Source organism: Amycolatopsis sp. NPDC021455 (genome assembly GCF_040640995.1).
GTDB lineage: Bacteria > Actinomycetota > Actinomycetes > Mycobacteriales > Pseudonocardiaceae > Amycolatopsis.
The window spans coordinates 14798-37811 of the sequence record NZ_JBFACT010000031.1; the positions used below are offsets into that span (position 1 = coordinate 14798).

At 72.6% G+C, this 23014-nt stretch carries 25 protein-coding genes; 4 read left to right on the forward strand and 21 right to left on the reverse strand.

Features of this window, described 5'->3' with window-relative positions; translation table 11 throughout:
* Positions 1 to 11 precede the first annotated feature (11 nt).
* A complete protein-coding gene (locus tag AB0G28_RS28820; RefSeq protein ID WP_361095644.1) occupies positions 12 to 350 on the forward strand; it encodes a hypothetical protein in 339 nt (112 codons plus the stop codon).
* Here AB0G28_RS28820 and AB0G28_RS28825 read toward each other — a convergent pair.
* The 21 genes from AB0G28_RS28825 to AB0G28_RS28925 all read right to left on the reverse strand — a co-directional run bounded on the left by AB0G28_RS28825 (position 340) and on the right by AB0G28_RS28925 (position 20258).
* Positions 340 to 1356: an MBL fold metallo-hydrolase gene (locus tag AB0G28_RS28825; RefSeq protein ID WP_361095647.1), complete on the reverse strand. Its 1017-nt coding sequence runs from the start codon at positions 1354 to 1356 to the stop codon at positions 340 to 342. The genes AB0G28_RS28820 and AB0G28_RS28825 overlap by 11 nt on opposite strands.
* Positions 1353 to 2822 carry a class I adenylate-forming enzyme family protein gene (locus AB0G28_RS28830; RefSeq protein ID WP_361095650.1) on the reverse strand — a complete coding sequence of 490 codons (1470 nt, stop codon included), beginning with the start codon at positions 2820 to 2822 and terminating at the stop codon, positions 1353 to 1355. The genes AB0G28_RS28825 and AB0G28_RS28830 overlap by 4 nt, the downstream gene beginning before the upstream one ends.
* Positions 2819 to 3139, reverse strand: a complete 321-nt coding sequence (locus tag AB0G28_RS28835; protein ID WP_361095653.1) for an EthD family reductase — start codon at positions 3137 to 3139, stop codon at positions 2819 to 2821. Before AB0G28_RS28835 ends, AB0G28_RS28830 begins: the two co-directional genes overlap by 4 nt.
* The gene (locus AB0G28_RS28840) at positions 3132 to 3509 is read right to left on the reverse strand and encodes a nuclear transport factor 2 family protein (RefSeq protein ID WP_361095656.1); all 378 of its coding nucleotides are present in this window, start codon (positions 3507 to 3509) and stop codon (positions 3132 to 3134) included. The genes AB0G28_RS28835 and AB0G28_RS28840 overlap by 8 nt, the downstream gene beginning before the upstream one ends.
* A complete protein-coding gene (locus AB0G28_RS28845; RefSeq protein ID WP_361095659.1) occupies positions 3502 to 4749 on the reverse strand; it encodes an FAD-binding protein in 1248 nt (415 codons plus the stop codon). The genes AB0G28_RS28840 and AB0G28_RS28845 overlap by 8 nt, the downstream gene beginning before the upstream one ends.
* Complete coding sequence (locus AB0G28_RS28850; protein WP_361095662.1) at positions 4746 to 5111, reverse strand: nuclear transport factor 2 family protein; 366 nt, start codon at positions 5109 to 5111, stop codon at positions 4746 to 4748. The genes AB0G28_RS28845 and AB0G28_RS28850 overlap by 4 nt, the downstream gene beginning before the upstream one ends.
* A gap of 24 nt (positions 5112 to 5135) precedes the next feature.
* Positions 5136 to 6323: an ABC transporter substrate-binding protein gene (locus AB0G28_RS28855; protein WP_361095665.1), complete on the reverse strand. Its 1188-nt coding sequence runs from the start codon at positions 6321 to 6323 to the stop codon at positions 5136 to 5138.
* Positions 6324 to 6560: 237 nt separating this feature from the next.
* A complete protein-coding gene (locus AB0G28_RS28860; protein WP_361095847.1) occupies positions 6561 to 7187 on the reverse strand; it encodes a TetR/AcrR family transcriptional regulator in 627 nt (208 codons plus the stop codon).
* 62 nt (positions 7188 to 7249) lie between these two features.
* Positions 7250 to 7981: an enoyl-CoA hydratase/isomerase family protein gene (locus tag AB0G28_RS28865; RefSeq protein ID WP_361095668.1), complete on the reverse strand. Its 732-nt coding sequence runs from the start codon at positions 7979 to 7981 to the stop codon at positions 7250 to 7252.
* Complete coding sequence (locus AB0G28_RS28870; RefSeq protein WP_361095671.1) at positions 7978 to 8694, reverse strand: SDR family oxidoreductase; 717 nt, start codon at positions 8692 to 8694, stop codon at positions 7978 to 7980. The genes AB0G28_RS28865 and AB0G28_RS28870 overlap by 4 nt, the downstream gene beginning before the upstream one ends.
* Positions 8694 to 9464, reverse strand: a complete 771-nt coding sequence (locus AB0G28_RS28875; protein WP_361095674.1) for an SDR family oxidoreductase — start codon at positions 9462 to 9464, stop codon at positions 8694 to 8696. Before AB0G28_RS28875 ends, AB0G28_RS28870 begins: the two co-directional genes overlap by 1 nt.
* A complete protein-coding gene (locus AB0G28_RS28880) occupies positions 9461 to 10675 on the reverse strand; it encodes an acyl-CoA dehydrogenase family protein (protein WP_361095677.1) in 1215 nt (404 codons plus the stop codon). Before AB0G28_RS28880 ends, AB0G28_RS28875 begins: the two co-directional genes overlap by 4 nt.
* Positions 10676 to 10677: 2 nt before the next feature.
* Complete coding sequence (locus AB0G28_RS28885; protein ID WP_361095680.1) at positions 10678 to 11571, reverse strand: phosphotransferase family protein; 894 nt, start codon at positions 11569 to 11571, stop codon at positions 10678 to 10680.
* A complete protein-coding gene (locus tag AB0G28_RS28890; protein ID WP_361095684.1) occupies positions 11568 to 12752 on the reverse strand; it encodes an acyl-CoA dehydrogenase family protein in 1185 nt (394 codons plus the stop codon). Before AB0G28_RS28890 ends, AB0G28_RS28885 begins: the two co-directional genes overlap by 4 nt.
* Positions 12749 to 13882: a thiolase family protein gene (locus tag AB0G28_RS28895; protein ID WP_361095687.1), complete on the reverse strand. Its 1134-nt coding sequence runs from the start codon at positions 13880 to 13882 to the stop codon at positions 12749 to 12751. Before AB0G28_RS28895 ends, AB0G28_RS28890 begins: the two co-directional genes overlap by 4 nt.
* A complete protein-coding gene (locus tag AB0G28_RS28900; protein WP_361095690.1) occupies positions 13879 to 14145 on the reverse strand; it encodes an OB-fold domain-containing protein in 267 nt (88 codons plus the stop codon). Before AB0G28_RS28900 ends, AB0G28_RS28895 begins: the two co-directional genes overlap by 4 nt.
* Before the next feature lie 3 nt (positions 14146 to 14148).
* Entirely contained in the window at positions 14149 to 14937 is a 789-nt protein-coding gene (locus AB0G28_RS28905) for an enoyl-CoA hydratase/isomerase family protein (protein WP_361095693.1), read from the reverse strand.
* Between the two features lie 77 nt (positions 14938 to 15014).
* Positions 15015 to 16004, reverse strand: a complete 990-nt coding sequence (locus AB0G28_RS28910; RefSeq protein ID WP_361095696.1) for an acyl-CoA dehydrogenase family protein — start codon at positions 16002 to 16004, stop codon at positions 15015 to 15017.
* Complete coding sequence (locus tag AB0G28_RS28915) at positions 16004 to 18505, reverse strand: ATP-binding cassette domain-containing protein (protein ID WP_361095699.1); 2502 nt, start codon at positions 18503 to 18505, stop codon at positions 16004 to 16006. The genes AB0G28_RS28910 and AB0G28_RS28915 overlap by 1 nt, the downstream gene beginning before the upstream one ends.
* A gap of 8 nt (positions 18506 to 18513) precedes the next feature.
* On the reverse strand, positions 18514 to 19383 hold the full coding sequence (locus tag AB0G28_RS28920; RefSeq protein WP_361095702.1) for a branched-chain amino acid ABC transporter permease: 870 nt from the start codon (positions 19381 to 19383) through the stop codon (positions 18514 to 18516).
* A gap of 77 nt (positions 19384 to 19460) precedes the next feature.
* On the reverse strand, positions 19461 to 20258 hold the full coding sequence (locus AB0G28_RS28925) for an SDR family NAD(P)-dependent oxidoreductase (RefSeq protein ID WP_361095705.1): 798 nt from the start codon (positions 20256 to 20258) through the stop codon (positions 19461 to 19463).
* A gap of 9 nt (positions 20259 to 20267) precedes the next feature.
* On the opposite strand from AB0G28_RS28925, the gene AB0G28_RS28930 reads away from it, so the two are divergent.
* The 3 genes from AB0G28_RS28930 to AB0G28_RS28940 are packed head-to-tail and all read left to right on the forward strand — an operon-like array spanning position 20268 to position 22989.
* The gene (locus AB0G28_RS28930; RefSeq protein WP_361095708.1) at positions 20268 to 21308 is read left to right on the forward strand and encodes an NAD(P)-dependent alcohol dehydrogenase; all 1041 of its coding nucleotides are present in this window, start codon (positions 20268 to 20270) and stop codon (positions 21306 to 21308) included.
* A gap of 38 nt (positions 21309 to 21346) precedes the next feature.
* Positions 21347 to 22012: a HEAT repeat domain-containing protein gene (locus AB0G28_RS28935; protein WP_361095711.1), complete on the forward strand. Its 666-nt coding sequence runs from the start codon at positions 21347 to 21349 to the stop codon at positions 22010 to 22012.
* On the forward strand, positions 22006 to 22989 hold the full coding sequence (locus AB0G28_RS28940) for a HEAT repeat domain-containing protein (protein ID WP_361095714.1): 984 nt from the start codon (positions 22006 to 22008) through the stop codon (positions 22987 to 22989). The genes AB0G28_RS28935 and AB0G28_RS28940 overlap by 7 nt, the downstream gene beginning before the upstream one ends.
* The last annotated feature ends 25 nt before the right edge of the window (positions 22990 to 23014 follow it).

The window sequence follows — 23014 nt, forward strand, 5'->3', positions numbered from 1 at the left end:
ATGATGACCGGATGCCCCGCCGAGAGCTTCGCCCCGACCAAGTCTGGCTGATCGGAGTTCCGCTCAACCTCCTCCTGGCCATCCCCTGCGCCTTCCCGGTCGCGCTGGGGATGTTCGGTCTGCAGATCCTCGCGGGCGAGCTCGGCTTGGCCGAGGCCGAGGCCGCCGGTGAAGCGGACGTCAAGATCTTGTTCGGCCTGGTCGCGTTTCTGCTGGCCGGGCTGGTGGTGTTCGGCCTGAACGCCTTGTTCGCCTTCCGCGCACCCCAACTGAAAGCAGGCCCTTACTGGCTCGCGGTGGCCCTGCTGATCATCGTTCCCGACGTCCTCTACTGGACCGTCATCCGGTGAGCGCGTACCGCGCCACACCCTCCACTTCGGACACCGTGGCCCGGCCTCGCGCGACCAGGACGTCCAGGTGGGCGACGGTCTCGTTGACCGCGAGCATCCGGTTGAAGTCGTTCAGGTCGCCGAACGGGACCGCCCGCCGTGTCCACGAGAGCCGCTCCGCCACGGCGTAGCCGCTGCGGGCTCCGGCGCCGAGGGCGTCTTCCGTCTCGGCGAGCCGCTTGTCGTGGTGATCCAGGAGTTCCTCGACGCGCGTGTGCGTGCTGGCGGCGACCGGGCCGTGCGCGGGGAGCAGCCGCGTGTCCGGGAACGCCGTCATCAGGTCGAGCGAGTCCAGGTAGTCGCCCAGCGGCAGGCCCGGCTCCCCCAGCTCGAAGCCGATCGACGGGGTGATGTGCGGCAGCACGTGGTCGCCGGAGAACAGCAGTCCGCGGCCGGCGTCCCGGTACACGACGTGCCCGCGCGTGTGGCCGGGTGTCGGCAGCACTTCCAGGGGGTGTCGCAGCGGCACCGTGCCCGCGTGGAGCCAGCGGTCCGGCGGCTCCCAGCCGGACGCGTCGAACTCGCCGTACCCCTCCGCCATCCGCGCGGCCAGCTCGGGCGCGCCGCCGCGGCGGAGGACGTCCAGCGACGTCACGGGGACGTCCGTGCGCAGCGTGGTCAGCAGCTCGAGGCCGGGCCGTTCGCCCACCCCGAGGTGCACCCGCGTCCCGTACCGGCGGCGCAGCTCCACGGCCTGCGTGTAGTGGTCGCGGTGGATGTGGGTGACGTAGACGTCGGTGATGTCGTGGAGCCGGTGTCCCAGCCCGATCAGCGACGCCTCCAGGACGGTCAGGGACTCACGAATCGACCAGCCGGCGTCGATCAGGACCAGGCCGTCCGGCTGCTCGAGGGCGTAGACGTTGATCGCGCGCAGGCCGTCGTTGGGCAGGGGCAGCGGGATCCGGTGCACGCCCGGCGCGACCGTCTCCGGCCCGGCGGTGGCCCACTTCCCGCGGTCGAGACTCATGAGACCCCCATGTGCAGGCCTTCGGCGAGCTCGCGCGCGCCCGCGCGGTCGAGCTTGCCGACCTTCGTCTGCGGCAGCGCGTCCACCAGGTACACGAACTCCGGCCACTTGGTCTTGGACAGCCCGGCCTCGCGCAGGTAGCCGGTGACGTCGTCGAGCGCGACGGACGCGGCGTCACGCGGGACGGCGAGCAGCGCCACCCGCTCCCCCAGGACGTCGTCGCGGACCGGCACCACGCAGGCCTGTTCCAGCCGTTCGTAGCCGGCGACGGCCCGCTCGATCTCGGTGACGTCGATGTTGCGGCCGCCGCGGATGATGACGTCCTTCTCCCGGCCCATGATCGTGATCAGGCCGTCCACATCGGACACCACGAGGTCGCCGGTCGGGAAGAACCCGTCCGCGGTCAGCTCCGGCGGCTCGACGCGGCCGCCGCGGGCGTACCCGAGGAACAGCGACGGCCCCACGACCTGCGCCCGGCCGGTCTCGCCGGGACCGAGCACGGCGCCGTCCGGCGACACGGCCCGGACCTCGGTGCCGGGGAACGGCCGTCCGTCGTGGCCCAGCCGGATCTCCGCGGGCTCCTCCGGCAGGGGCGAGGTGTGGCCGAGGCACTCGGACATCCCGAACACGCGCAGGATCTTCGTGCCCAGCGCGGTCTCGGCCCGCATCAGGGCGACGCGGTCCATCGGCCCGCCGCCCACGGTGATCGACCGGACGCCCGGCAGCGCGCCTGCGGCCGCCAGCTGGAGGGCCATCGTCGGGACGCACATCGTCCAGCGGGTGTCCGTCTCCGCCAGCCGGGCGACCACGGCGGGCGGGTCCCACTTGGCCGTCAGGACCAGCGGACCGCCGAGCAGCAACGAGCAGTAGACGCCGAAGCAGAACGCCGCGGTCGAGGACAGCGGCACGATCGCCGCGACGGCGTCGCCGGGCCGGAGGCCGTTGATCTCGATCGTGCACGAGCAGGCGTAGCGCAGGGCCTCCTCGGACTGGACGACGCCCTTGGCCCGGCCGGTGGACCCGGACGTCAGGCCGATGAACACGCCGCCGTTCCACCGGGCCGGGTCGCCGGTGCCGGCACCCGACACGGCGGACCAGTTGTCGAGCGCGGGCCGGACGCCCCCGGGCCGCACCGCCGTGACGTCCCACTCGTCCAAAGCGGACGGTTCGGCGACGACCACGTCCGGCCGGATGTCGTCGCACGCGGCCGCGAACTCGGCGCGGGTCGTGTGCCGGTTGACCACGGCGAGGACCCCGCCGGTCAGGCCGGTGGCCAGCGCGGCGACCACCGTGCGCCAGGTGTTGTCGGCCTGGACCAGCGCGGTCGCCCCCGGGCCGAGGACGTCGGCGAGGACTTCGGCCTGGGCCAGCAGTGCGCGCGCGGTGTGCTCGCCGTCGTCGTCGATGACGGCGACGAAGTCGGCCTGCTCGGCGCGTTTGCGGAAATCCTGGACGGCTTCCTTCATCCGGCGAACATCTCCCGTTCGGTGCCGAGGACGGCGATCCGGCGGCCGCGCATGTCGCCGACCTGGGCGACGGCGTCGGCCCATTCCTGGCTGGCCAGGGCCTTGCGCAGGTCCTCCTCGGTGTCGAAGCCGAGGATCGAGACGCCGTCCCAGCCCTCCGAGCGCGGCTCCAGGGCCGCCTCGACCTCGGTGTGCCGCCACGACCGCAGGCCCGGCAGCCGGTAGGTCAGCTCGGCGTGGTCGGTCCGCCACCAGGTGATGAACCGCTCGTGGGTCCAGTCCGGCGGCTTGGCGGCCAGCAGCACCAGGTTAAACATCGGCACCTCCTTCGAAACGGACGGCGGGCGAGCGGCCGATGATCAGGCGTTCCAGCCGGCCGGACGCGCCGACCTGCCCGGCGGCCACGTAGTTGGCGACGACTTCCCCGCCGCGGCGGACCTCGCCGAGGTAGAACTCGGCGCGCCCGGCCGAGCTCACCTCCAGGGGGTGGTGGGTGAGCGTGCCCTTCTCGCGCTGCGCGAGGTAGCCCTCCATCGCCTCGCGGCCGCCGGCGAAGTCGGTCGCGCGGCCGTCGGTGGAGAACAGGATGGAGAACGTGAAGTCGTCGTCGATGAGGTCCAGGATCCGCGACGGCGTGTCGCTGTCCATGATCTCGAACCACTTGGTCAGGAACGGCGCCTCAGACACGCTGGGCCTCCTTGCCGGTTCGGAGGGCGGCCAGCCGCCCGGCCCGGCGGCCGGACACCACGGCGAGGCACAGACCGCCGCCGTAACCCTCGTTATACACATCGGACAGGTCGGCGCCGGCTGGGTGGAGGCCGTCGATCGGCGTGCCTGTGCTGTCCAGGGCGGTGCCTTCGGTGTCGGCTTCGATGCCGCCGAAGGTGAAGGTGATGGCCGGGACGACGTCGGCGTGGAAGACGCGGCCGGTGCCGAGGCGGGCGCGGGCTTCGGGGTCCAGGTGCACCGGCAGTGCGTCGACGTTGTCGGCGACGCCGACGCGGCCGCCGCGGTCGCGGGTGAAGGCCCAGCGGTCGAGGCGGGGGCTGCCGGGGACGAACGGGGCTTCGGCGGCGGCGTGCTGGACGGCTTCGGACCACAGGAGCAGGCCCCGGCCGCCGTGGGCGGCGAGTGCCATGGCGTTGTTGTGGTCGCCGCGGGTCTCGTCGGTGAACCGGTGGCCGGCCGGGTCGAGCAGGACGCCGTCGTCGCTGTGGTAGAGCGCGAAGGCGATGTGGTCGATCGGGCTGAGGGGCTCGGCGCCGTCGGCGAACAGGTGGCCGTAGAAGCCGGTGTTCGCGGTGTTGACCGACGCGCCGAGCCCGGCCGCGAGGGCCGCGCCGGTGCCGCGGGACCACGGGTTGCCGCGCAGGGGCGGGACGAACCCGCCGCCGACGAGTCCGGCCCGGACGTCCGGGTCGGCCTGCCGTCCGCCGGTCGCGAGCACGACGGACCGCGCGGTGATGCGGCGTGGCCCGGCCGGTGTCGTCACGTCGGCCCGGTAGCCGCTGCCGTCCCGGGTCAGCTGTTCGGTCTGCGCGTCGACGAGGACATGGCCGCCGGCCGCGGTGACCGCCCGGGTCAGGTGGGCGAGCAGGACGGGCATGTCGAACTTGTGCCCGCGCCCGGCCAGCGCCCGTTCGACACCGGTCAGGGGCGGCGCGAACGACGACAGCCACGCGATCGCGTCGTGGTAGCCGTCGACGACCAGCATGCCGTGGCGCTGGTACGGGCCGGGGTCCTCCCGGCGCAACGCGGCCTCGTCCTCGATGGCCCAGACGTAGCCCCCGGAGATCGCCGCGGAGCCGCCGATCACGGGCGCGCGTTCCACGACCAGCGTGCGGGCTCCTTCAACCGCCGCCGTGACGGCCGCGGACAACCCGGCGAGTCCGGCGCCGAGCACGACGACGTCGAAGTCTTCCGTCATCGGCGTGCTCCTTCCGGCCAGTCGATCAGGGCGAACGTCGTGCTGAAGAAGGCCTGGTAGCGGGCCAGCAGGCCGTTCGGCGACAGAACCGCGGCCGAGTGGAAGGCGCCGATCGGTTCACCCGCCTCGGTGACGACGCCGTAGACCATCTCGGTGTCGCCGTCCGCGCAGTAGCGGAGGATTTCGTGCACCCGGTCTACCGGGTTGCGGCCCTCGATGTAGGCCGCGAAGTCCGCTTTGGACGTTCCGGCGACCTCGCCGGAGGGCAACGCGATCAGGAACCGCAGGTCCGGTTCCATCAGCTCGAGGGCCTTCGCCGGGTCCTGGCCGTCCATACAGGACAGATATTCTCGCAACGCCACGGACACTCTCCCTTGAGTGGTGGTTCAGCGGGCGGGCGGGGTGTAGAAGTCCCCTTCGGAGGTCCACTTGCCGTTCTTGACGACGACCCGCTGCACGTCACGCGAGCCCATGTGGCGGTCCGGGCCGAAGCTCATCACGGGAGCGACGCCGGGATCGACATTCTTCGCCTGTTCGTAGGCTTTCGCCAGCGCTTCGGACGTCACTGAGCCCTTGACGGTCTGCGCGATCTGGGCGAAGACCTTCGCCCCGGCCCAGCCCCAGAGCGCGATGAAGTCGGCCGGCTGCCCGGGCTCGTACTTCGCCATGGCGTCCCGGAACTCCTGGACGGCCGGGTCGGTGTCGTTGGGCGACTTGACCAGCTGCACGGCGCGGGCGCCTTCGGCGGCGGGGCCGGCCAGGGTGAGCGTGGACTGCGCGGCGACCGGCGCGTAGCTGTACGTCGGGGCGGTGAGCCCCTGCAGCTTGGCTTCCTTCATGAACGCGGCCGCCTCGGGCGAGGCGAGGATCAGGATGATCGCGTCCGGCGCCTTGCCCTTCACCTGGCTGACGACCGGGCTGTAGTCGGTGGACTGGAACTTCACCGGCTGCAGGCTGACGTTCATCGCCGGGTCGGACTTCTTGGCGACGCTCTGGGCGGCCTGGGCGACCTTGACGAACGCGGCCGGGTCGCTGTGCACGACGACGACGTTCTTGCGGCCGTCCTTGGCCACCCAGTCGCCGAGCGCGGCGGCCTGGTCCTCGTAGAGGGTCTGCGTGCCGAAGAGGTTGGCGCGCGGCGGGTTGTACCAGGAGTCGAGGCCGCCGAGCTCGTTGAGGATCGGCACCTTCGACTGCTGGAGCACGAACGGGAAGGCGGCTTCGGCCTGCGAGGTCCCGTTGGCGGCGACGATGGCGGAGACCTTGTCCTGGCCGATCAGCTCGCGGGCGATCTGGACGGTCTGCTGCGGGTCGAACGCGTTGTCCTTGACGATCCAGTTGACCTTGCGGCCGTTGATGCCGCCGCGGTCGTTGATCATCTTGAAGTAGGCGTCCGCGCCGGCGCGCTGGGGGACGCCGGAGGCGCTGACCGCGCCGGAAAGCGGGTACCACGCCCCGATCGTGATCTCTTTGTCGTTGGCTCCGGCCGAGTTCGCGCTCGCACAGGCGGTGGCGGCGAGAACGAGGGTCGCGGCGACGGCGGCAACTTTGACGGGCGTCGAGCGGAGGCGCATGACTGCTCCTAGCAACCTGAGTTCAGTTCAGTTTGACTGTAGCCGCCGGTTCACGGGCGGACAAGGGACGCGGAGAACTATCCGAAAGGGAGACCCGGCGGGCAGGACTTGGCAACGGTCCTCTGTGGACCAGTGGGCGCGGCTTCCGCTGTTGACCGGTCGCCAGCACCCCAATGTGGCATTGGGTGCGTTGGACGCACCCAACGCCACATTGGGGCGTTTGGGGCCGGAGCGGGCTTACTCCGTGACCATGCGGATGCAGCAGCCTTCGATGAGCTCCCGCACCTCGGCGAGCGGCGTCGAGCCGGTCGGCCGGTACCACCGCCAGACGCTGATGATCATGCCCAGCATGGCGAGCGCGAGGGTGTGCGCGTCACGGACCGGGAACGCGCCCTGGGACATGCCCTGGGTGAGCAGCCGGGTCCAGTCGCGTTCGATGCTCTGCACCAGCTCGCGGGCCGCGCGGCGCTCGGTCTCCTCGCGTTTGGACGCGCGGGGGCCGGCCAGCAGCACCATGTTGTTCTGCAGGATCCGCATCTGGAGGATCTCGGACTCCGACACCGCGAACGCCGCGCGCACCGCGGCCCGCAGCGCCGCCACCGGGTCGGTCTCGCCTTCGGTGGCCTCGAGGAACTGGTCCCGCGAGCGCTGCAGCTCCAGCCGCATGATGGTCAGCAGGCAGTGCGCTTTGGACTCGAAGTAGTGGTAGAGCGCGGTCTGCCCGATCCCGACGCGGCCGGCCACGGCCGACCACTTGGTGGCCTCGTACCCGGTCTCGCCGAAGTACTCGACCGCCGCGGCCAGGATGGCGCCCCGCTTGGACCGGGGTCCTTCGTCCGGTTCCACGAGCCTCGCCCCCGTCATCGCCTGCCCTCTCGTGCGCGTCACGTTGCGACCCCCGAGCGTAGTCCTCACCTGAATTCATGTCACAACCGCCGCGCGAGGAAGGCCGCGACGCCGTCCCGGCCGGCCGGGGAAACCGCCGCCTCGGCGATGGCCCGGGCTTCAGTGTCCAGGTGCTGCGCGAAGGACGCCGACCGCCCGTCCCGGACCAGGCGCTTGGTGACGCCGAAAGCGGCTCCGGCCAGCCGTTCCGCGAGCGAGGCCGCCGTCTTTTCCGGGTCCGCCGCGACGCTCGTGACCAGGCCGGCGGCGCACGCCTCCGCCGCGGTCAGGCGGCGGTTGGTCAGCAGCAGCTCGAGGGCCACGCGCGGCCCGACCAGCCGGGGCAGCGACCAGGAGACGCCCGCGTCGGGCGTGTAGCCGATCCCGGTGTAGGCCGCGGTGAAAGTGGCGTCCTCGGACGCGACGACGAGGTCGGCGACGCCGAGGAGCCCGAGCCCGGCTCCGGCGACCGCGCCCTGCACGGCGGCGACCACCGGGGCATCGAGGCCGGCGAAGATCCGCAGTGCCTCGTGCAGGGCACCGGTGACCCGGTCCAGGTGGGCGCGCAGGTCGGCGGCCGCGGCGAACTCGCGCAGGTCACCGCCCACGCAGAACGCCGGTCCGGCTGCCGTGAACAGGAGTGCTCGGGCACCTTCGCAGCGGTTGGCCGCTTGGTGGAGGCCCTCGGCGGTGGCGAGGTCGATGGGGTTGCCGCGGCCGCGGGTCAGCCGGACGTGGGCGACGCCGTTCTCGACGGCCACCGACACGCTCATCGCGCCGTCCAGCCGCCGTCGACCACCATGACCTGGCCCGTGTAGTACGACGAGGCCTCCGAGGCCAGGAACAGCAACGCGCCGTCGAGCTCGCCGACGTCACCACCGCGGTTCAGCATCGTGTTGCGCTCGACCCACCTGCGGGAACGCTCGTCGGCGAACAGGTCGTCGGTCATCTCCGACCGGAACCAGCCCGGCGCCAGCGCGTTGACCCGGATCCCGGCGCCACCCCACTGACCGGCCAGTTCCCGGGTGAGCCCGATCAGCCCGGCCTTCGACGCCGCGTAGCTCGCCCCGCCCAGCGGCGCGGCCGACACCAGCCCGAGGATCGAAGCGACGTTGACGATGCTGCCGCCGTCGCCGCTCTCAGCCATCAGCTGGGACAAATGGAACGGCGCCACCAGGTTCACCGCCAGGACATCCGCGAAGTCCGCAGGGCTCTCCTTCGTGGCCTCCCGCTCCCCCGGCACCCCCGCGTTGTTGACCAGGATGTCGATCCGGCCGGCCGTCTCGGCGAGCCGCTCCCGGTCGGTCGCGACCGAAACGTCGCAGGTCACGGCGTGGATGTCCGGGCCGAGAGCCGCCAGCCGATCGGTCCGGCGCGCGGCGGCGAACACCGTGGCCCCCGCCGAGGCCAGGACCGACGCGAACCGCGCGCCCAGGCCCGAAGACGCCCCGGTCACCACCGCGGTCTTCCCTGCCAGGGAGAACATCACGCGTCCACGGCGATCGGGAGGGCGGTCGCGCCGCCGTCCAGGACCAGGGCCTGCCCGGTCATCCACGACGACGCTTCGCTCGCCAGGAACAGCGCCGCGTTGGCGACGTCCTCGGTGGTGCCGAGCCGGCGCAGGGGCAGCTTGGCCGTCAGGACCGGCTCGCGGGCCTCCCACACCGCCCGCGCCAGTTCGGTCTTGATCACCCCGGGGGCGATCGCGTTGACCCGGACCTTCGGGCCGAGCTCGTAGGCGAGCTGGCGGGTCATCAGCAGCATCGCGGCCTTGGTGGCGTTGTAGTAGCCGATCTGCGGGTCGACGATCAGCCCGCCGACCGAGGCGATGTTGACGATCGTGCCGCCGTGCTCGCTCATCCACGCGTGCCAGGCCGCGCGGCTCCACGCGATCATGCCGTACTGGTTGACCCGCACGGTCTTCTCCGCGCGCGGCAGGTCCAGTTCGAGCAGGTCGCCCATGTACGGGTTGGTGGCCGCGTTGTTGACCAGGACGTCGACGCGTCCGAAGTGGACCATCGTGTCGGCGACGCAGCGCTCGGCCTGCTCGGGCTCCCCCGCGTTGGCGACGACGTCCAGGACATCGCCGGTGCCTTCGCCTCGGAGCAGCTCGGCGCGGGCGTCCTTGAGGCCCTCCGCCTTGCGCGCCGCGATGACGACGTGCGCCCCGGCGGCGCGGAACGCGCGCGCGATGCCGAGGCCGATGCCGCGCGAGCCGCCGGTGATCACGGCGACCTGTCCGTCGAGAACCTTCATCGGGCCTTCTCCTTGTACCGGGCCAGTTCCTGGCGGGCGACCGTGCGCAGGTGAACCTCGTCGGGGCCGTCGGCGATCTTCAGCGCGCGGGTGATCGAGAACAGCCGGGCCAGCACGGTGTCGTCGCTGACCCCGGCCGCGCCGTGGGCCTGGACCGCGCGGTCGACGACGCGGTGGGCGACGTCGAGCGCGGCGACCTTGATCGCGGCGACCTCCAGCCGGGCGGCCGCGTTGCCGACGGTGTCCATCAGCCACGCCGACTTGAGGACCAGCAGCCGCAGCTGTTCGATCTCGATCCGGCTGCGCGCGATCCACTCGCGCACGACACCCTGGTCGGCCAGCGGGCCGCCGAAGGCGACGCGCGAGAGCGTCCGCTCGCACATGAGCTGGAGGGCGCGTTCGGCGAACCCGACCGCGCGCATCGCGTAGTGCATGCGGCCGGGACCGAGCCGGCCCTGGGCGAGCGCGAACCCCTCGCCTTCGCCGCCGAGCAGGCTGGACGCGGGCACGCGGACGTTCTCGAACAGCACTTCACCGTGGCCGAGCCGGTCGGTGTAGCCGAACATCGGCAGGTCGCGCAGCACGGTGACGCCCGGGGCGTCCCGCGGGATCAGGACCATGCTCTGCTGGCGATACGTCGGCGCGGCTGGGTCACTCACGCCCATCAGGATGATGAGCTCGCAGTCGGGATCGAGGATGCCGGAGGTGTACCACTTGCGGCCGTCGACGACGTAGTGGTCGCCGTCGCGGGTGACGCGGGTGCGGATGTTGCGGGCGTCCGAGCTGGCGACGTCGGGTTCGGTCATCGCGAAGCACGACCGGATCCGGGCGTCCAGCAGCGGCTTCAGCCACCGTTCCTGCTGTTCGGGACTGCCGAACAGGGCCAGCAGCTCCATGTTGCCGGTGTCCGGGGCGGAGCAGTTGAAGACCTCGTTGCCGATGATCGACCGGCCCATCAGCTCGGCCAGGGGCGCGTACTCGAGGTTCGTCAGCCCGGCGCCCCAGCCGCCGTGGGCGAGGAACAGGTTCCACAGCCCTTCGGCGCGGGCCTTCTCCTTCAGCTCCACCATGACCGGCGGCAACGCGTGGGGGTCGTCCGCCTCGGCGATCTGCCGGTCGTACACCGGCTCGGCCGGGATGACGTGCGTGTCCATGAAGGACCGGACGCGGTCCTGCAGTTCGGTGGCGCGGGCCGAAAACGCGAAATCCATGCCTAGCTCCTCAGAATGTCCGCGGCGGACCGGATCATCGCGGCGATGGTCGGGGGCAGCCGCTCCTGGTCCGGGTCGTGGTGCTTGCCTTCGCGGTGCCGGCGCAGGTTGTGGCCCATGATCGCGGCCATCTTCATCCGGCCGAGCGCCCGGAACCACGCCATGTCCGGCAGCGGGCCGCCGTAAACCTCGAGCAGCTCCGCCTCGCTCGGCAGGCCGGGCACCGGGGTGCCCAGGGCCGGGAAGTTGCGGTGGTCGGCGAAGAGCAGGAACCAGCCGAGGTCGGTGCGGGGGTCGCCGGTGCTCCAGATCTCCCAGTCCACGACGGCGGTGGCCCGCTCGCCGGCGAACAACACGTTGCCGAGCCGGAAGTCGCCGTGCACCAGCACCGGCGGCAGGTCGTCCGGCACGCCGCCGGCGAGCAGCCGCAGCAGCTCCTCCGCGCCCGGCCGCAGCTCGGCCGGCACGGCGTACATCGTGCGGCTCCAGCGGTCCAGCTCCCCGGCGGCCGTGGCGGGCGGCTCGCCGGGCACCGGCCCGGCGTCGTGGAGGAGCCGCAGGAGCCGGGCCGCCTCGAGCATCCGCGTGCGGCACAGCTCCGGGGCGAGGGTGTGCTCGTCGAGGACGGGCTCGATCGCCGCACCCTCGGCGAACTCCATGGCGAACCACGTCTCGTCCGTCACGATCACGCGCGGCACGGGGACCGCCGAATCCGCGAGGGCACGCAGGACCCGCGCCTGCCGCAGGACGTCGTTGCGCCCCACCGGTTTCTGGCCCGGCGGTACGGCCTTGACGACGTACTTGCCTCCGACCGTGTAGGTCAGCCCGGAATGCCCGCCCGGCAGGACTTCCAGCTCACCACCGAGGCGTTCGCGGACCTGGTCGGCGAGGCTCATCGCGACGGCTCCTTCGGCAGGCCGAGCACCCGCTCGGCGAGGATGGTCCGCTGGATCTCGTCGGAGCCGCCGGCGATGCTGTAGCCGGGCGCGCCGAGCAGGTGCTCGGTCCAGGCGAAGGTGCCCCATTCGCCGGTGTCCGCGACCAGCCGCGGGCCCAGCAGCTGCACCACGAGGTCACTGGTCCGCCGCATGGTCTCGGTCGCGTACAGCTTCCCGACCGACGCCTCCGCGCCCGGCTCCCGTCCCGCCGCCAGCGCCGCGGTGACCCGCAGGCCGATGAGCCGCTGGACGAGGGTGCGAACGTACAGGTCCGCGGTCTGCTGCCGCTCGACGTCGGTCAAGCTGCCGTGCCGGGCGAGTTCGATCGCCCGGTCGGCGTTGTCCAGGCCGAGCGACCCGGAGTCCAGGCGTTCGGCGGCCAGCACGCTCAGCGTGACCTTCCAGCCCTGGCCGACCGGGCCGAGCCGGTCGGTGTCGGGCACGACGACGCCGTCGAGGTAGACCTCGTTGAAGCTGGCGCCGCCGGTCATCTGCCGGATCGGGCGGACGGTGACGCCCGGAGCGTCCATCCGCACCAGGAACACCGTGATCCCGGCGTGCTTGGGTGCCTCGGGATCGGTGCGGCACACCGCGACACCCCAGGTGGCGACCCGGGCCCCGGACGTCCACACCTTGTGGCCGTGCAGCACCCAGTGGTCGCCGTCGCGGACCGCTTTCGTGCGGACGGCCGCCAGGTCGGACCCGGCTTCGGTTTCGGAGAAGAGCTGGCAGGCCAGCTCGTCGGTCCGCAGCATCGGCCGCAGCCAGCGCCGCTTCTGCTCGCCGGTCCCCCAGATCTCGATCGCCGGGGCGACCAGGTGCTGGGTGACGGGGAAGATCTCGCTGCGGCGCGGGACGTCGAACGCGGCTTCCTCGGTCCGGTAGAGCTGTTCGTAGAACGCGGGCAGCCCGCGGCCACCGTGTTCGGGAGCGCGGCTGAGCGCACCCCAGCCGGCGTCGAAGCGGGTGCGCTCCCACTCCTGGCCCCGCGCGGTGTGCGCGCGTTCCTCTTCTTCGGTCCAGTTGTCGAACACCGCCACCGAGTCGTCGCCCGTTCCCCAGGTGGCTTCGGTGCGCGGTCGCGCCACTGTGGACAGCCACGCCCGGACCTGGGCGCGGAACTCCGCCGGGCCGGTCATCGGGCCAGCACCGTGCACGCGCTGACCCCGGGCGCGCCGTAGACGTGGGTGAACCCGATCCGCGGCTCGCCCGGCACCTGACGGGCACCCGCCCGGACGCGCAGCTGCTGCACGACCTCGTAGACCTGCCGCAGCCCGGACGCGCCGATCGGCTCGCCGTTGGCGATGCAGCCGCCGTCGGTGTTGACCGGCAGCGTGCCGCCGATCTCGGTGGCGCCGGAAGCGATCAGCTTCTCCTGCTCGCCGTCCTCGCAGAACCCGCATTCCGCCAGGTGCATCACTTCGGCGCCGCTTTCGGTGTCCTGCAGCTGAGCCACGTCCACATCGGACGGTCCGACGCCGGCCGCTTCGAACGCCGCCGCGGCCGCGTCCCGGCTGACGCTGGTCGGCTCACCGGCTTCCAGCACCGGGCTGAACACCTCGAACGAGCCACGGCGGCGGGTCCGCACGACCGCCGAGCGCAGCGTGACCGCGTCGCGGGTGGGGACCGAAGGAGAGCACAGGACCAGTGCCGCCGCGCCCTCCCCCGGAGAACAGAACATGAACCGGGTCAACGGGTCGTTGACCATGCCCGACGCCAGGATCTCGTCGGCGCCGATCTCCTTGCGGCGCCAGGCTTCCGGGGTCAGGCTGCCGTTGCGGTACGCCTTCTCCGCCACCAGGGCGAGGGTCCGCGGCGTGATGCCGAAGTCGTGCGCGTACCGCTGGATCTTCATGCCGAAGAACTGCGTGGTCACCATGAGCCCGTCACGGCCGTAGGCGTCGTCCAGGCCCCAGTCCGCGGGACGCGGGTCGAACGCGCCGCGCGGGTGCTTGTCGAACCCGACGGCGAGCACGACGTCGGCCATCCCGCCGCGGATCGCGTTGACCGCCGAGACGAGCGCGCTGCCGCCGGTCGCGCAGCCGTTCTTGACGTTGACGAACGGCAGCCCGGTCAGCCCGAGGTCGGCGACCAGGGTGTCGGCGAGCCCGGCGGCGTCACTGCCGCCGAACGCGGCCCCGACGCGGGACCACGGGATCCCGGCGTCGGCCAGTGCCGCCGTCGCCGCGGCGACGGCGTGCTCCCGGCCGGACCGCTCGGACCGGCCGAACGGCGTCCGGGCGGCGCCGCAGATCAGGACGTCGGTCACGAATCCTCCTCGACCGGCTTCGCGTGCGGCACCCCGGTCGTCTCCTCGACGCGGAACCGCATTCCGATATGGACACCCGCCGGGTCGGGCACGTCGAGCACGGCGGCCACGCGCGGCCCGCCGTCCAGCTCGACGTACCCGAGCGCGAACGGCCGGAAGCCGTCCGCCGGCGGGACGTACGGGGGCGACTTCGGCGCGAACCGCTGCACGGTCCAGCTCCACAGCACGCCCTCGGCGGGCAGGGTCACCCCCGTCGGGTTCATCGCTCAGCGCCCCGTCCACTTGGGTTCGCGCTTCTCCAGGAACGCCGCGACGCCTTCGGCCGCGTCGTCGGAGTTCAGCGTCACGCCCACCGCGAGGTGCTCCATGACCATCAGCGACTGCGTGTCGGCGTCGAGGCTGCGGTCGATGGTCATCTTGGTGATGCGCATCTGGAACGGGCTCTTGTCGGTGAGGTGGCTGATGAACTCCTCGACCGTCTCGTCCAGCTTGTCGGCCGGCGCGGACTTGTTGATCAGGTCGAAGTCGGCCGCCTCGACACCCGAGAGCAGCTTGCCGGTGAGCATCAGCTCCTTGGTCTTGCGGATGCCGATCATCCGCGGGACGCGGTAGATCGGGCCCGCCCCGCCGAACAGCCCGCGGCGCATGTGGAAGTCGCCGATCTTGGCGTCGTCCGAAGCGATCGCGAAGTCGCACGAGATCATCAGCTCGAACCCGCCGGCGGTGACGTAGCCCTCGAGGACCGCGACCGACGGCGTGTTCATCGAGTACAGGCGGTCGCAGATCTTCGCGGAGATGACGGCCACCTCCATCGCCGTCGAGCTGCCGATGTACTCGGCCTGCAGGCTGTCGAGGTCGAAGCCGGAGCAGAACGTGCCGCCGCGGCCGCGCAGGACCAGCACCCGCAGGTCCGGGTCCTTGTCGACCTCGGTGATGATCTCGTCGAGCCGCTCCAGGATCGGCACGGTGACGCAGTTCTTCTTCCAGGGCCGGTTCAGCCACACCCGGGCCACGTGCCCGTCGCGCTCGAACTGGATCTCGTCTTCCACGGCCATCTCGTTCTCCTAACTGAACTGACTTCAGTTTGATTGAATAGGTCGGGCAGGTCCGCTGTCAACCCGCGTCCGGGTGGCTAAAGTCCCAATGCGACGGCGATTCGCGCGGCGTGGTCCTGCGGGGTGCCGAACAGCACCTCGTCCGCACGGGCACGACGGACGTATCGGTGGGCCGGGTGTTCCCAGGTGAAGCCGGTTCCGCCGTGCAGCTGGACGTATTCGGCGACCGCCAGCCGGTAGGCGCCGGTGCACACGGTCGCCGCCGCGGCGGCCGCCACCGGCAGTTCCGGGGAATCGGTCGCGACGCAGGCGATGGCGTACGCCGCGGCCGAGCGCGCGGCCTCGTACTCGACCAGCAGGGCGGCCAGCCGGTGCTTGACCGCCTGGAACGACCCGATCGGACGGCCGAACTGCCGACGTTGCTCCACATAGGACACGGTCGCCTCCAGGGCGTGCCCGATGCCGCCGAGCTGCTCGGCGGCCAGCGCGGCCCGTCCGATGTCGAGGACCCGCGGCACGACGTCCGCGGACCCGATCGGCGTCGCCGGGGTGTCCCGGAACTCCAGCCGCGCCTGCGGCCGGGTCTCGTCGAGCACGCGCAACGACGTCCGCGTCCCGCCCTCGCAGGCGTACAGCCGGTCCCCCGCTCGCACGAGGACCAGGTCCGCGTCGGCGCCGTCGAGGACGAAGTCCGCCGTTCCCGACAGCGTTCCGTCGCGTGCTTGGACGTCGCCGTCGAAGGCGACCGTGGCACGGAGGGTGCCGTCGGCGATACCCGGCAGATAACGGTCGTCTCCGGAGAGCAGCAGGGTGTACCCGGCGAGGACGACGGTCGGGAGCAGCGCGCCGGCGCACAACGCGCGGCCCGCCTCCTCGATCACCACCGCGAGTTCGGCGAACGAATACCCGGCGCCGCCGTGCTCCTCGGGGATCGCCAGGCCCTGGACGCCCAGCTCGCCCGCCATCCGCTTCCAGTCTTCCCCGTGCGCGACGAAGAAATCCCTGGTCACGGCCCGGAGCTCGCCCTGCTCCGGCGTTTCGGTCAGCAGGGCCGGATCGATCAACATCACGCCTCCAACGTCGTCACGTCACGCACGCCCAGCGCGACCGCGTGCTCGCCGCCGAAGTAGGCGGACTCGGCCTTGGTCGCGAACGCGGGATCGGCCGCCGAGCCGTGCGCGGCCACCACGCCTTCGTGCAGCACGACCACGTCGTGGCAGGTCGCCATCGCGCGGCTGAGCAGCTGTTCCAGCAGGACGACGGTCAGCCCGCCCTCGGCGAGCTCGCCGAGCCGCCCGTACACCTCGTCGACCAGGGCCGGGGCGAGCCCGAGCGCCGGTTCGTCGACGACCAGGACGTCCGGGCCGGCCATCAGGGCACGGGCGATGGCGAGCATCTGCTGCTCACCGCCGCTGAGCCCGGCGGCCTGGACCGAAAGCCGGTCCCGCAGCCGCGGCGGCAGCCACTCGGCCGTCTCGTCCAGCTTCGCCCGCAGCGCCGCGCCCTTGAGACCCACGGAGTACGCGGCCACTTCGAGGTTTTCGCGCAGGGACAGGGTTTTGAACAGCGCCCGGCCTTCCGGGACGAGACTGGTGCGAACCGTCCGGACGCCGGTGTCGCTCGCCTCGCGCGTCCCGCCCGAGGGCCGAAGCGAGCCGTGCAGGACGCGGCCGAGGGTGCTCTTGCCCGCGCCGTTCGCGCCGACGACGCCGAGGACGGCGCCCTCGTGGACGTCCAGGTCGATCCCGCGCAGCGCCGCGACGCCGCCGTAGTGGTGTTCGACGCCGGTCAGCCGGAGCACGACCGGGCTGTCCTCCGCTCGAGAGGGCAACGCGGCGCGGGCGGTCGTGGTGCCGAGGTAGGACGCCTGCACGGCGCTGTCGCGCAGCACCTCGTCCGGCGCGCCCTCGCCGATCGGCTTGCCGAAGTCGAAGGCGACGACCCGGTCGGCCACGGCGAACAGGTCGTCCAGCACGTGGTCGATGACCAGCACGGCGGCGCCGCCGTCGCGCAGGCGCTCGATCTGCCGGGCGGCGGTCGCGCGCTCGTCGGCGTCCAGGCCGCCGAACGGCTCGTCCAGGACGAGCAGCGCGGGTTCTTCGGCCATCGCGCGGGCGAGGTCCAGGCGCTTCTGCAGCCCGAAGGGCAGCTCGGCCGGGTACCGGTCGGCGACCTCGGCCAGGCCGACGCGAGCGAGCAGCTCGTTCGCGACCCGCCGCTGCCGGGGCGTGATCCGGCGGTGCGTGCACAGGACGTTCTCGGCGACGGTGAGCTCGTCGAACGTCTCCGCGTGCTGGAAGGTGCGGCCGATCCCGAGCCGCCGCCGGGCGGTGGCGCGGGTTTTCAACAGTTCCTTCCCGTCGTAGACCGCGGTCCCGCCGACGCGGCCGCCGCCGATCAGTCCGGAAAGGACGTTCATGAGCGTGGTCTTGCCCGCGCCGTTGGGGCCGATGACCGCCAGCACCTCGCCTCGGCGGACCGAGAGCGACGCGCCTTCGAGGGCCTTCAACCCGCCGAAGCGCACCGACACGTCCTTGAGGGTCAGCAACGGCGATCCGTCGAGAACCCGTTGCCCCACCGAGGGTTCCGGCACGGTCACCGGACGGGGACGCGGCGGCCGGGCCAGTTTCCGGGCGAGCTTGGCGAGCGACGGCACCACCCCGCTCGGCAGGAAGATGAGCGCGGCGATCAGGACCAGGCCCTGGACCACCGGCTGCGGCAGGCCGACGGACGAGGCCAGCGTCGGCGACCAGGCCAGGTAGCCGCCCCCGACCACGGCGCCGAGCACGCTGCCGACCCCGCCGAGCACGCAGGACGCGATGAGCGAGATGCCCAGGTTGAGCGAGAAGGGGTCGGGGCTGACGAACCCGCTGAGCAGGCCCAGCAACACCCCGGCGAACCCGGTGAAGGCGGCGCTGACGGCGAAGGCGAGCGCCGACTGGGCTTCGGGCGCGATGCCGATCGACTGGGCGACCAGCGGGTGCGACTTCGCGGCCACCAGCCGCATCCGCAGCGCGGACCCCTTGGCCAGCACGGCGATCGCGAGACACACCCCGGCGGCGGCGACGGCCAGGGTCTGCGCTTCCGTTCCGCCACTGGGCAGAACGCCGGCCAGAGTGTCCAGTTGCGACACCGGAACCCCCTGGTCGCCGCCGGTGACGTCGGTCCAGCGGTTGATCACCTCCAAGGACACCAGGCTGAACGCCAAGGTGAGCAAGGCGATGTAGAGCGTCGAGAACCGGGCGCCGGCGTAGCCGAGGAAGCCGCCGAGCACGGCGCTGGCCACGACCGTGCCGACCACGATCGTCTCCAGCGACCAGCCGTGGCCGCTGCCGTAGGCGGCGAAGTAAGCGCCGAGCGCGAAGAACGCCGGGTGCCCGACGGACCAGACGCCGGACCAGCCGGCCAGCAGGCCGACCGACAGCACGACGATCGTGTAGACGGCGGCCAGCGCGACCGAATAGGCCTGGTACGGCGGGACCGCGCCGGAGTTCAGCAGCGCGATCAGGGCGACCGCGGCGAGCGGCCCGAGCAGCGCGAGCGGCACGCGGGAGCCGAGGAAGGACATGGCGTACCTCAAACCCGTTGGAAGGTGCGCGTGCCGAACAGGCCCTGGGGCCGGATCAGCAGCACGAGGACGGTGAAGGTGAAGACGAAGGTGTCGCGGAAGCTCGCCGAGACGTAGCTCGCGCCGAGGTTCTCCAGCACCCCGACGGCCAGGCCGCCGACGACCGCGCCGTACATGCTGTTCAGCCCGCCGAGGAAGATCCCGGCGAAGGCCCGGAACAGGGGCGCGGACAGCACGGCGGGTGCCAGGCCGACCTTCGGCGCGTAGAGGCACGCGGCGAGCGCGCCGAGCCCGAGGCCCAGCGCCCACGCCAGCCGCGCGATCCGCTGCGCGCTGATCCCGACGACCTGGGCGGCGTCGGCGGACTCCGCGACCGCGCGCATCGCCGAGCCGGTGGTGGTCCGGCCGAACAGGAACGCGACCAGGCCCATCGCCACGCCGGCCACCGCGATGGTCAGCAGGCTCTGCGCCGGGATCGCGAGGCCGCCCAGGCGGACCGTGCCGTCGACGATGCTGGGGAACGACTTGGGCTGCGTGCCCCAGATCGAGCCGGCCACGCTTTCGGCGATGAGCGCGACGCCCATGGTCACCACGAGGGCGGCGAACAGCCGGCCCTGGCCGAGCGGCCGGATCACGACCTCGCGGACCAGCAGCCCGGCGACGACGGTCACCACCACCGCGCCGAGGACGCCGACGAGCACCGCCGCGCCGTTGTCGTGGAACGTGATCGCCGCGTACAGGCCGAGCGTCGCGAGACTCGCGAGCGCGAAGTTCACGACGTCCGTGGCCCGGTAGACGATCACCAGGCCGAGGCCCATCAGGCCGTAGATCGCCCCGCTGGCGATCCCGCTGACGAGCACGAGCAGGAATTGATCCACGTCGACCCTCTCCCTTGAGGACAAAGTGAACTCAGTTCAGGTGACGGTAGCCGCCCGGCCCGAGCCTGGCAACCCCGTCAGGCGGTGAAGCGGCCGCCGTTGGCCAGCACGACCGCGCCGGCCAGGTTGGCCGCACCCTCGCCGGCCAGGAACAGGGCCACGTCCGCGATCTCGTCCGGGGTGGCGTAGGCACCGCCGCCGGACTCGGTGAACGCCCGGCGCAGGGCGTCCGGCGTCCGCGCCGCCATCCCGGTCTCCGTCGGCCCGGGCGCCACGACGTTGACCCGGACCCCGAACGGCACCACTTCCTTCGCCACCGCCTGGGCCAGCGCGTGCACCCCGGCCTTCGACGCGGAGTAGTGCGGATAGCCGGCCGGGGCGTCGAAGGCGGACGACGAGCCGACGACGACCACCGCACCGGACCGCCGCGGCACCATGACCCGCACCGCCGCGCGCAGGACGTGGAACGTGCCGTCGAGGTTCACGCTCATGACCCGCCGCCAGGACCGCACGTCCAGTCTTCCGGTGATCTCCGGCGGCCGCCCGGTCTCCCAGGCATCCGCGATCCACTGCTTGGCCTGCGGATCGTCGACGCCGGCCGCGTGCACGACGACGTCGAGCCCGCCGTGGTCCCGCTCGATCCCGGCGACCAGCCAGTCGATGCGATCCGGGTCCGAGACGTCCACTTCGGCCGCCTGGGCGTTGGCCAGCGGCGCGGCGACCTTCTCCGCGGCGACGAGGTCCCGGTCGGCGAGCACGACACGCCCGGCACCGCGGTCGGCCAGCTTCCGCGCCACCGCCGCGCCGATCCCCGAGCCCGCGCCCGTCACGAGCGCCACCTTGCCCTCGAACCACGCTTCCTGAACTGAGTTCATTTCTGTAGAATGAGCGCTGTGAGTACGGTGCGCAAGACCCCGGCCCTGCGGCTCCGCGCGTGGGGCGAACCGCCCACGCTCACCGACCTCGAGGTGCCCGAACCCACGGGGAGCGAAGTGCTGGTGCGCGTCGAGGCGGCCGGGATCTGCCATTCCGACCTGCACGTCCTCGACGCGGCGCCGGGCGCCCTCCCCTACCGGCCGCCGTTCACGCTGGGCCACGAGATCGCCGGGCAGGTGGTGGCGGGCACCGGCGTCGAAATCGGCGACCGGGTCGCCGTGCACGGCCCCTGGGGCTGCGGCACGTGCCGCAGGTGCACGGCCGGCGAGGACAACTACTGCGACCGGCGCGCGGAGCTGGCCTGGGCCGGCGCGGGGCTCGGCCGCGACGGCGGCATGGCCGGCCACGTGCTGGTCCCGCACGCCCGCCACCTCGTGCCGATCGGCGACCTCGACGCCACCCAGGCGGCGCCGCTGACCGACGCCGGCCTGACGCCGTACCACGCGGTGGCCCGGTTGCGCCTGGCCGGCGACGCGTCCGTGGTGGTCGTGGGCGTCGGCGGGCTCGGGCACGTGGCGATCCAGATCCTGCGCGCGATCACCCCGGCCCGGGTGATCGCCGTCGACGTCCGCGAGGACGCCCTGGCCCTCGCCGACCGGTCAGGCGCCCACCGCACCCTGCTCGCGCGAGCCGACACCGAGACGGTCCTGCGGCGCGAGACCGGCGGCGCCGACGCGGTGCTCGACTTCGTCGGCAGCGACCCGACGCTGCGCCTCTCCGCGGGCGTCCTGCGGCCGGGCGGCGACCTGGTGCTCGTCGGCAGCGGCGGCGGCAAGCTCACGGTCACCAAGCCGGGCCCCCTCCCCCAGGGCGCGTCGGTGTCGCTCCCGTTCTGGGGCGCCCGCCGCGAGCTGACCGAGGTGATCGCGCTGGCCGGGGCGGGCAAGATCCGGGTGGAGACCGAACTCTTCCCGCTGGCGGCCGCCGGCGAAGCGTTCGAGCGGCTGCGGGCGGGGCGCATCCAGGGCCGGGCGGTCCTCCTGCCTTGACCTTGACACTGTGACAAGGTCTTCACTGCGGGGAGGAGGTGGTCACCATCGAACACACATCGGACACGCACCTGCTCGCGGCGCTGGGCGCAGCGAACTCGTCGACGCGGCTCCAGGCCGCGCTGGCGGCCGGTACGGGGGCCGACCCCGGGCTGGCCGGCGCGCTCGTCGAGCGGTGCGCGGTCGAGCCCGACTTCTTCGTGCGCGACATGCTCACCTGGGCGCTGACCCGGCTCCCGGCGGACGTCACCGTGCCCAGGCTCGTCACGGAACTCCGGTCCGCACGGGCACAGGCCCGCAGCCAAGCGCTGCACACGCTGTCCAAGATCGGCGTCCGGACGGCGTGGCCCGCGATCACGTCCTCGCTGCTGCACGACGCCGACGACGAAGTCGCCCGGAGCGCGTGGCGTGCCGCCGTCGTCCTCGTGCCGCCCGGGGAACGCGCGGAACTGGCCGCGGACCTGGCTCGCCAGCTGGGCCGGGGCGACCGGGACGTGCAGCTGAGCCTCAGCCGGGCCCTCGTCGCACTCGGCGACGCGGCCGAACCCGCGCTGCGGACCGGGCTGGCGAGCGCCGACCCGGCCGTGCGCGCCCACGCCCGTGCCACGGAACGGCTCCTGCAGGACCCGGACGCCGGCTTCGACCTGGCCGTCGACGAGGCGAAGCGGATCGTAGCGCTCGGCCCGGAAGCCGCGGCGTGCTGATCGGCGAGGTGGCCCGCCGGTCCGGGGTGAGTACGCGGATGCTCCGGCATTACGACTCCCTCGGGCTGGTGCGGCCGACCGGCCGGACCGTCGGCGGCTACCGCGAGTACTCCGAAGCGGACATCCGCCGGATCTTCCACGTCGAAGGCCTGCGGTCGCTGGGGATGTCGCTGCGGCAGATCGGCCGCGCCCTGGCGGACCCGGCCTTCACACCGTCCACTTTGGTCGGTGATCTCATCAGGCGGACCGAGGACCGGCTGAAGCGCGAACAGGAGCTCCTCGAGCGGCTCCGGGCCATCGACGCCTCGGAACCGGCAGGCTGGGACGGCGTCCTGCACGTCGTCGAGCTCCTGCACGAGCTCGATTCGCCGAGCCCTTCCCGCCGTCAGCAGGCCGCCTTGGCGCCGGTCGAAGACGTGCCGTCGCTGGCGAAGGCGGTCCTGACCGAAGCGCACCCGAACGTCGCCGGAGCCCTGCGCTGGGCCCTCGCCCGCGCGGGCGAGGACGGCGTGGCGGCCGTGGCCGCCGGGATGCGCTCGCCCGACGTCGACGTCCGGCGCCGCGCGGTGCGGGCGATCGCCGAGCTCCCCGGCGACGAGGCGACCGCGGTGCTCGCCGCCGCGCTCGAGGACCCGGACCCGCAGGTGCGCCGGCAGGCGGCGCTCGCCGCCGGCCCGCGCGGCACGACCGCGGCCGTGCCGGTGCTCGTCGCCATGGTGATCGAGGGCGTGAACGACGTCGAGGCGGCGGAAGTCCTGGGCACGCTGGCCCTGGACCCCGGGCACGGCGAGCGGATCCTGAACGCGCTGGCCGGGGGACTCGCCGGAGATCCGGCGGTCCGGATCCGCGTGGCCCAGGCGCTGGCCGAGCTTCCGGGCACGCTGGCCCACGACCTCCTGCGGCACCTGTCGGGCGACGAGGACCGCGCGGTCGCCGTCATCGCCTCGGCCCTGCTCGGCGACCAGTCCCCGGGCTGATTCGTCCGGCGGCGGCGGTTGCGAT

Coding starts and splice junctions, on each gene's coding strand:
- AB0G28_RS28915 (WP_361095699.1), bottom strand. CDS start 18,505: ATGTCCTTCCTCGGCTCCCGCGTGCCGCTCGCGCTGCTCGGGCCGCTC.
- AB0G28_RS28855 (WP_361095665.1), bottom strand. CDS start 6,323: ATGCGCCTCCGCTCGACGCCCGTCAAAGTTGCCGCCGTCGCCGCGACC.
- AB0G28_RS28930 (WP_361095708.1), top strand. CDS start 20,268: ATGAGCGCTGTGAGTACGGTGCGCAAGACCCCGGCCCTGCGGCTCCGC.
- AB0G28_RS28890 (WP_361095684.1), bottom strand. CDS start 12,752: ATGACCGGCCCGGCGGAGTTCCGCGCCCAGGTCCGGGCGTGGCTGTCC.
- AB0G28_RS28880 (WP_361095677.1), bottom strand. CDS start 10,675: ATGGATTTCGCGTTTTCGGCCCGCGCCACCGAACTGCAGGACCGCGTC.
- AB0G28_RS28925 (WP_361095705.1), bottom strand. CDS start 20,258: ATGAACTCAGTTCAGGAAGCGTGGTTCGAGGGCAAGGTGGCGCTCGTG.
- AB0G28_RS28835 (WP_361095653.1), bottom strand. CDS start 3,139: ATGTTTAACCTGGTGCTGCTGGCCGCCAAGCCGCCGGACTGGACCCAC.
- AB0G28_RS28910 (WP_361095696.1), bottom strand. CDS start 16,004: ATGTTGATCGATCCGGCCCTGCTGACCGAAACGCCGGAGCAGGGCGAG.
- AB0G28_RS28825 (WP_361095647.1), bottom strand. CDS start 1,356: ATGAGTCTCGACCGCGGGAAGTGGGCCACCGCCGGGCCGGAGACGGTC.
- AB0G28_RS28885 (WP_361095680.1), bottom strand. CDS start 11,571: ATGAGCCTCGCCGACCAGGTCCGCGAACGCCTCGGTGGTGAGCTGGAA.
- AB0G28_RS28900 (WP_361095690.1), bottom strand. CDS start 14,145: ATGAACCCGACGGGGGTGACCCTGCCCGCCGAGGGCGTGCTGTGGAGC.
- AB0G28_RS28905 (WP_361095693.1), bottom strand. CDS start 14,937: ATGGCCGTGGAAGACGAGATCCAGTTCGAGCGCGACGGGCACGTGGCC.
- AB0G28_RS28860 (WP_361095847.1), bottom strand. CDS start 7,187: ATGACGGGGGCGAGGCTCGTGGAACCGGACGAAGGACCCCGGTCCAAG.
- AB0G28_RS28870 (WP_361095671.1), bottom strand. CDS start 8,694: ATGTTCTCCCTGGCAGGGAAGACCGCGGTGGTGACCGGGGCGTCTTCG.
- AB0G28_RS28845 (WP_361095659.1), bottom strand. CDS start 4,749: ATGACGGAAGACTTCGACGTCGTCGTGCTCGGCGCCGGACTCGCCGGG.
- AB0G28_RS28865 (WP_361095668.1), bottom strand. CDS start 7,981: ATGAGCGTGTCGGTGGCCGTCGAGAACGGCGTCGCCCACGTCCGGCTG.
- AB0G28_RS28820 (WP_361095644.1), top strand. CDS start 12: ATGCCCCGCCGAGAGCTTCGCCCCGACCAAGTCTGGCTGATCGGAGTT.
- AB0G28_RS28875 (WP_361095674.1), bottom strand. CDS start 9,464: ATGAAGGTTCTCGACGGACAGGTCGCCGTGATCACCGGCGGCTCGCGC.
- AB0G28_RS28830 (WP_361095650.1), bottom strand. CDS start 2,822: ATGAAGGAAGCCGTCCAGGATTTCCGCAAACGCGCCGAGCAGGCCGAC.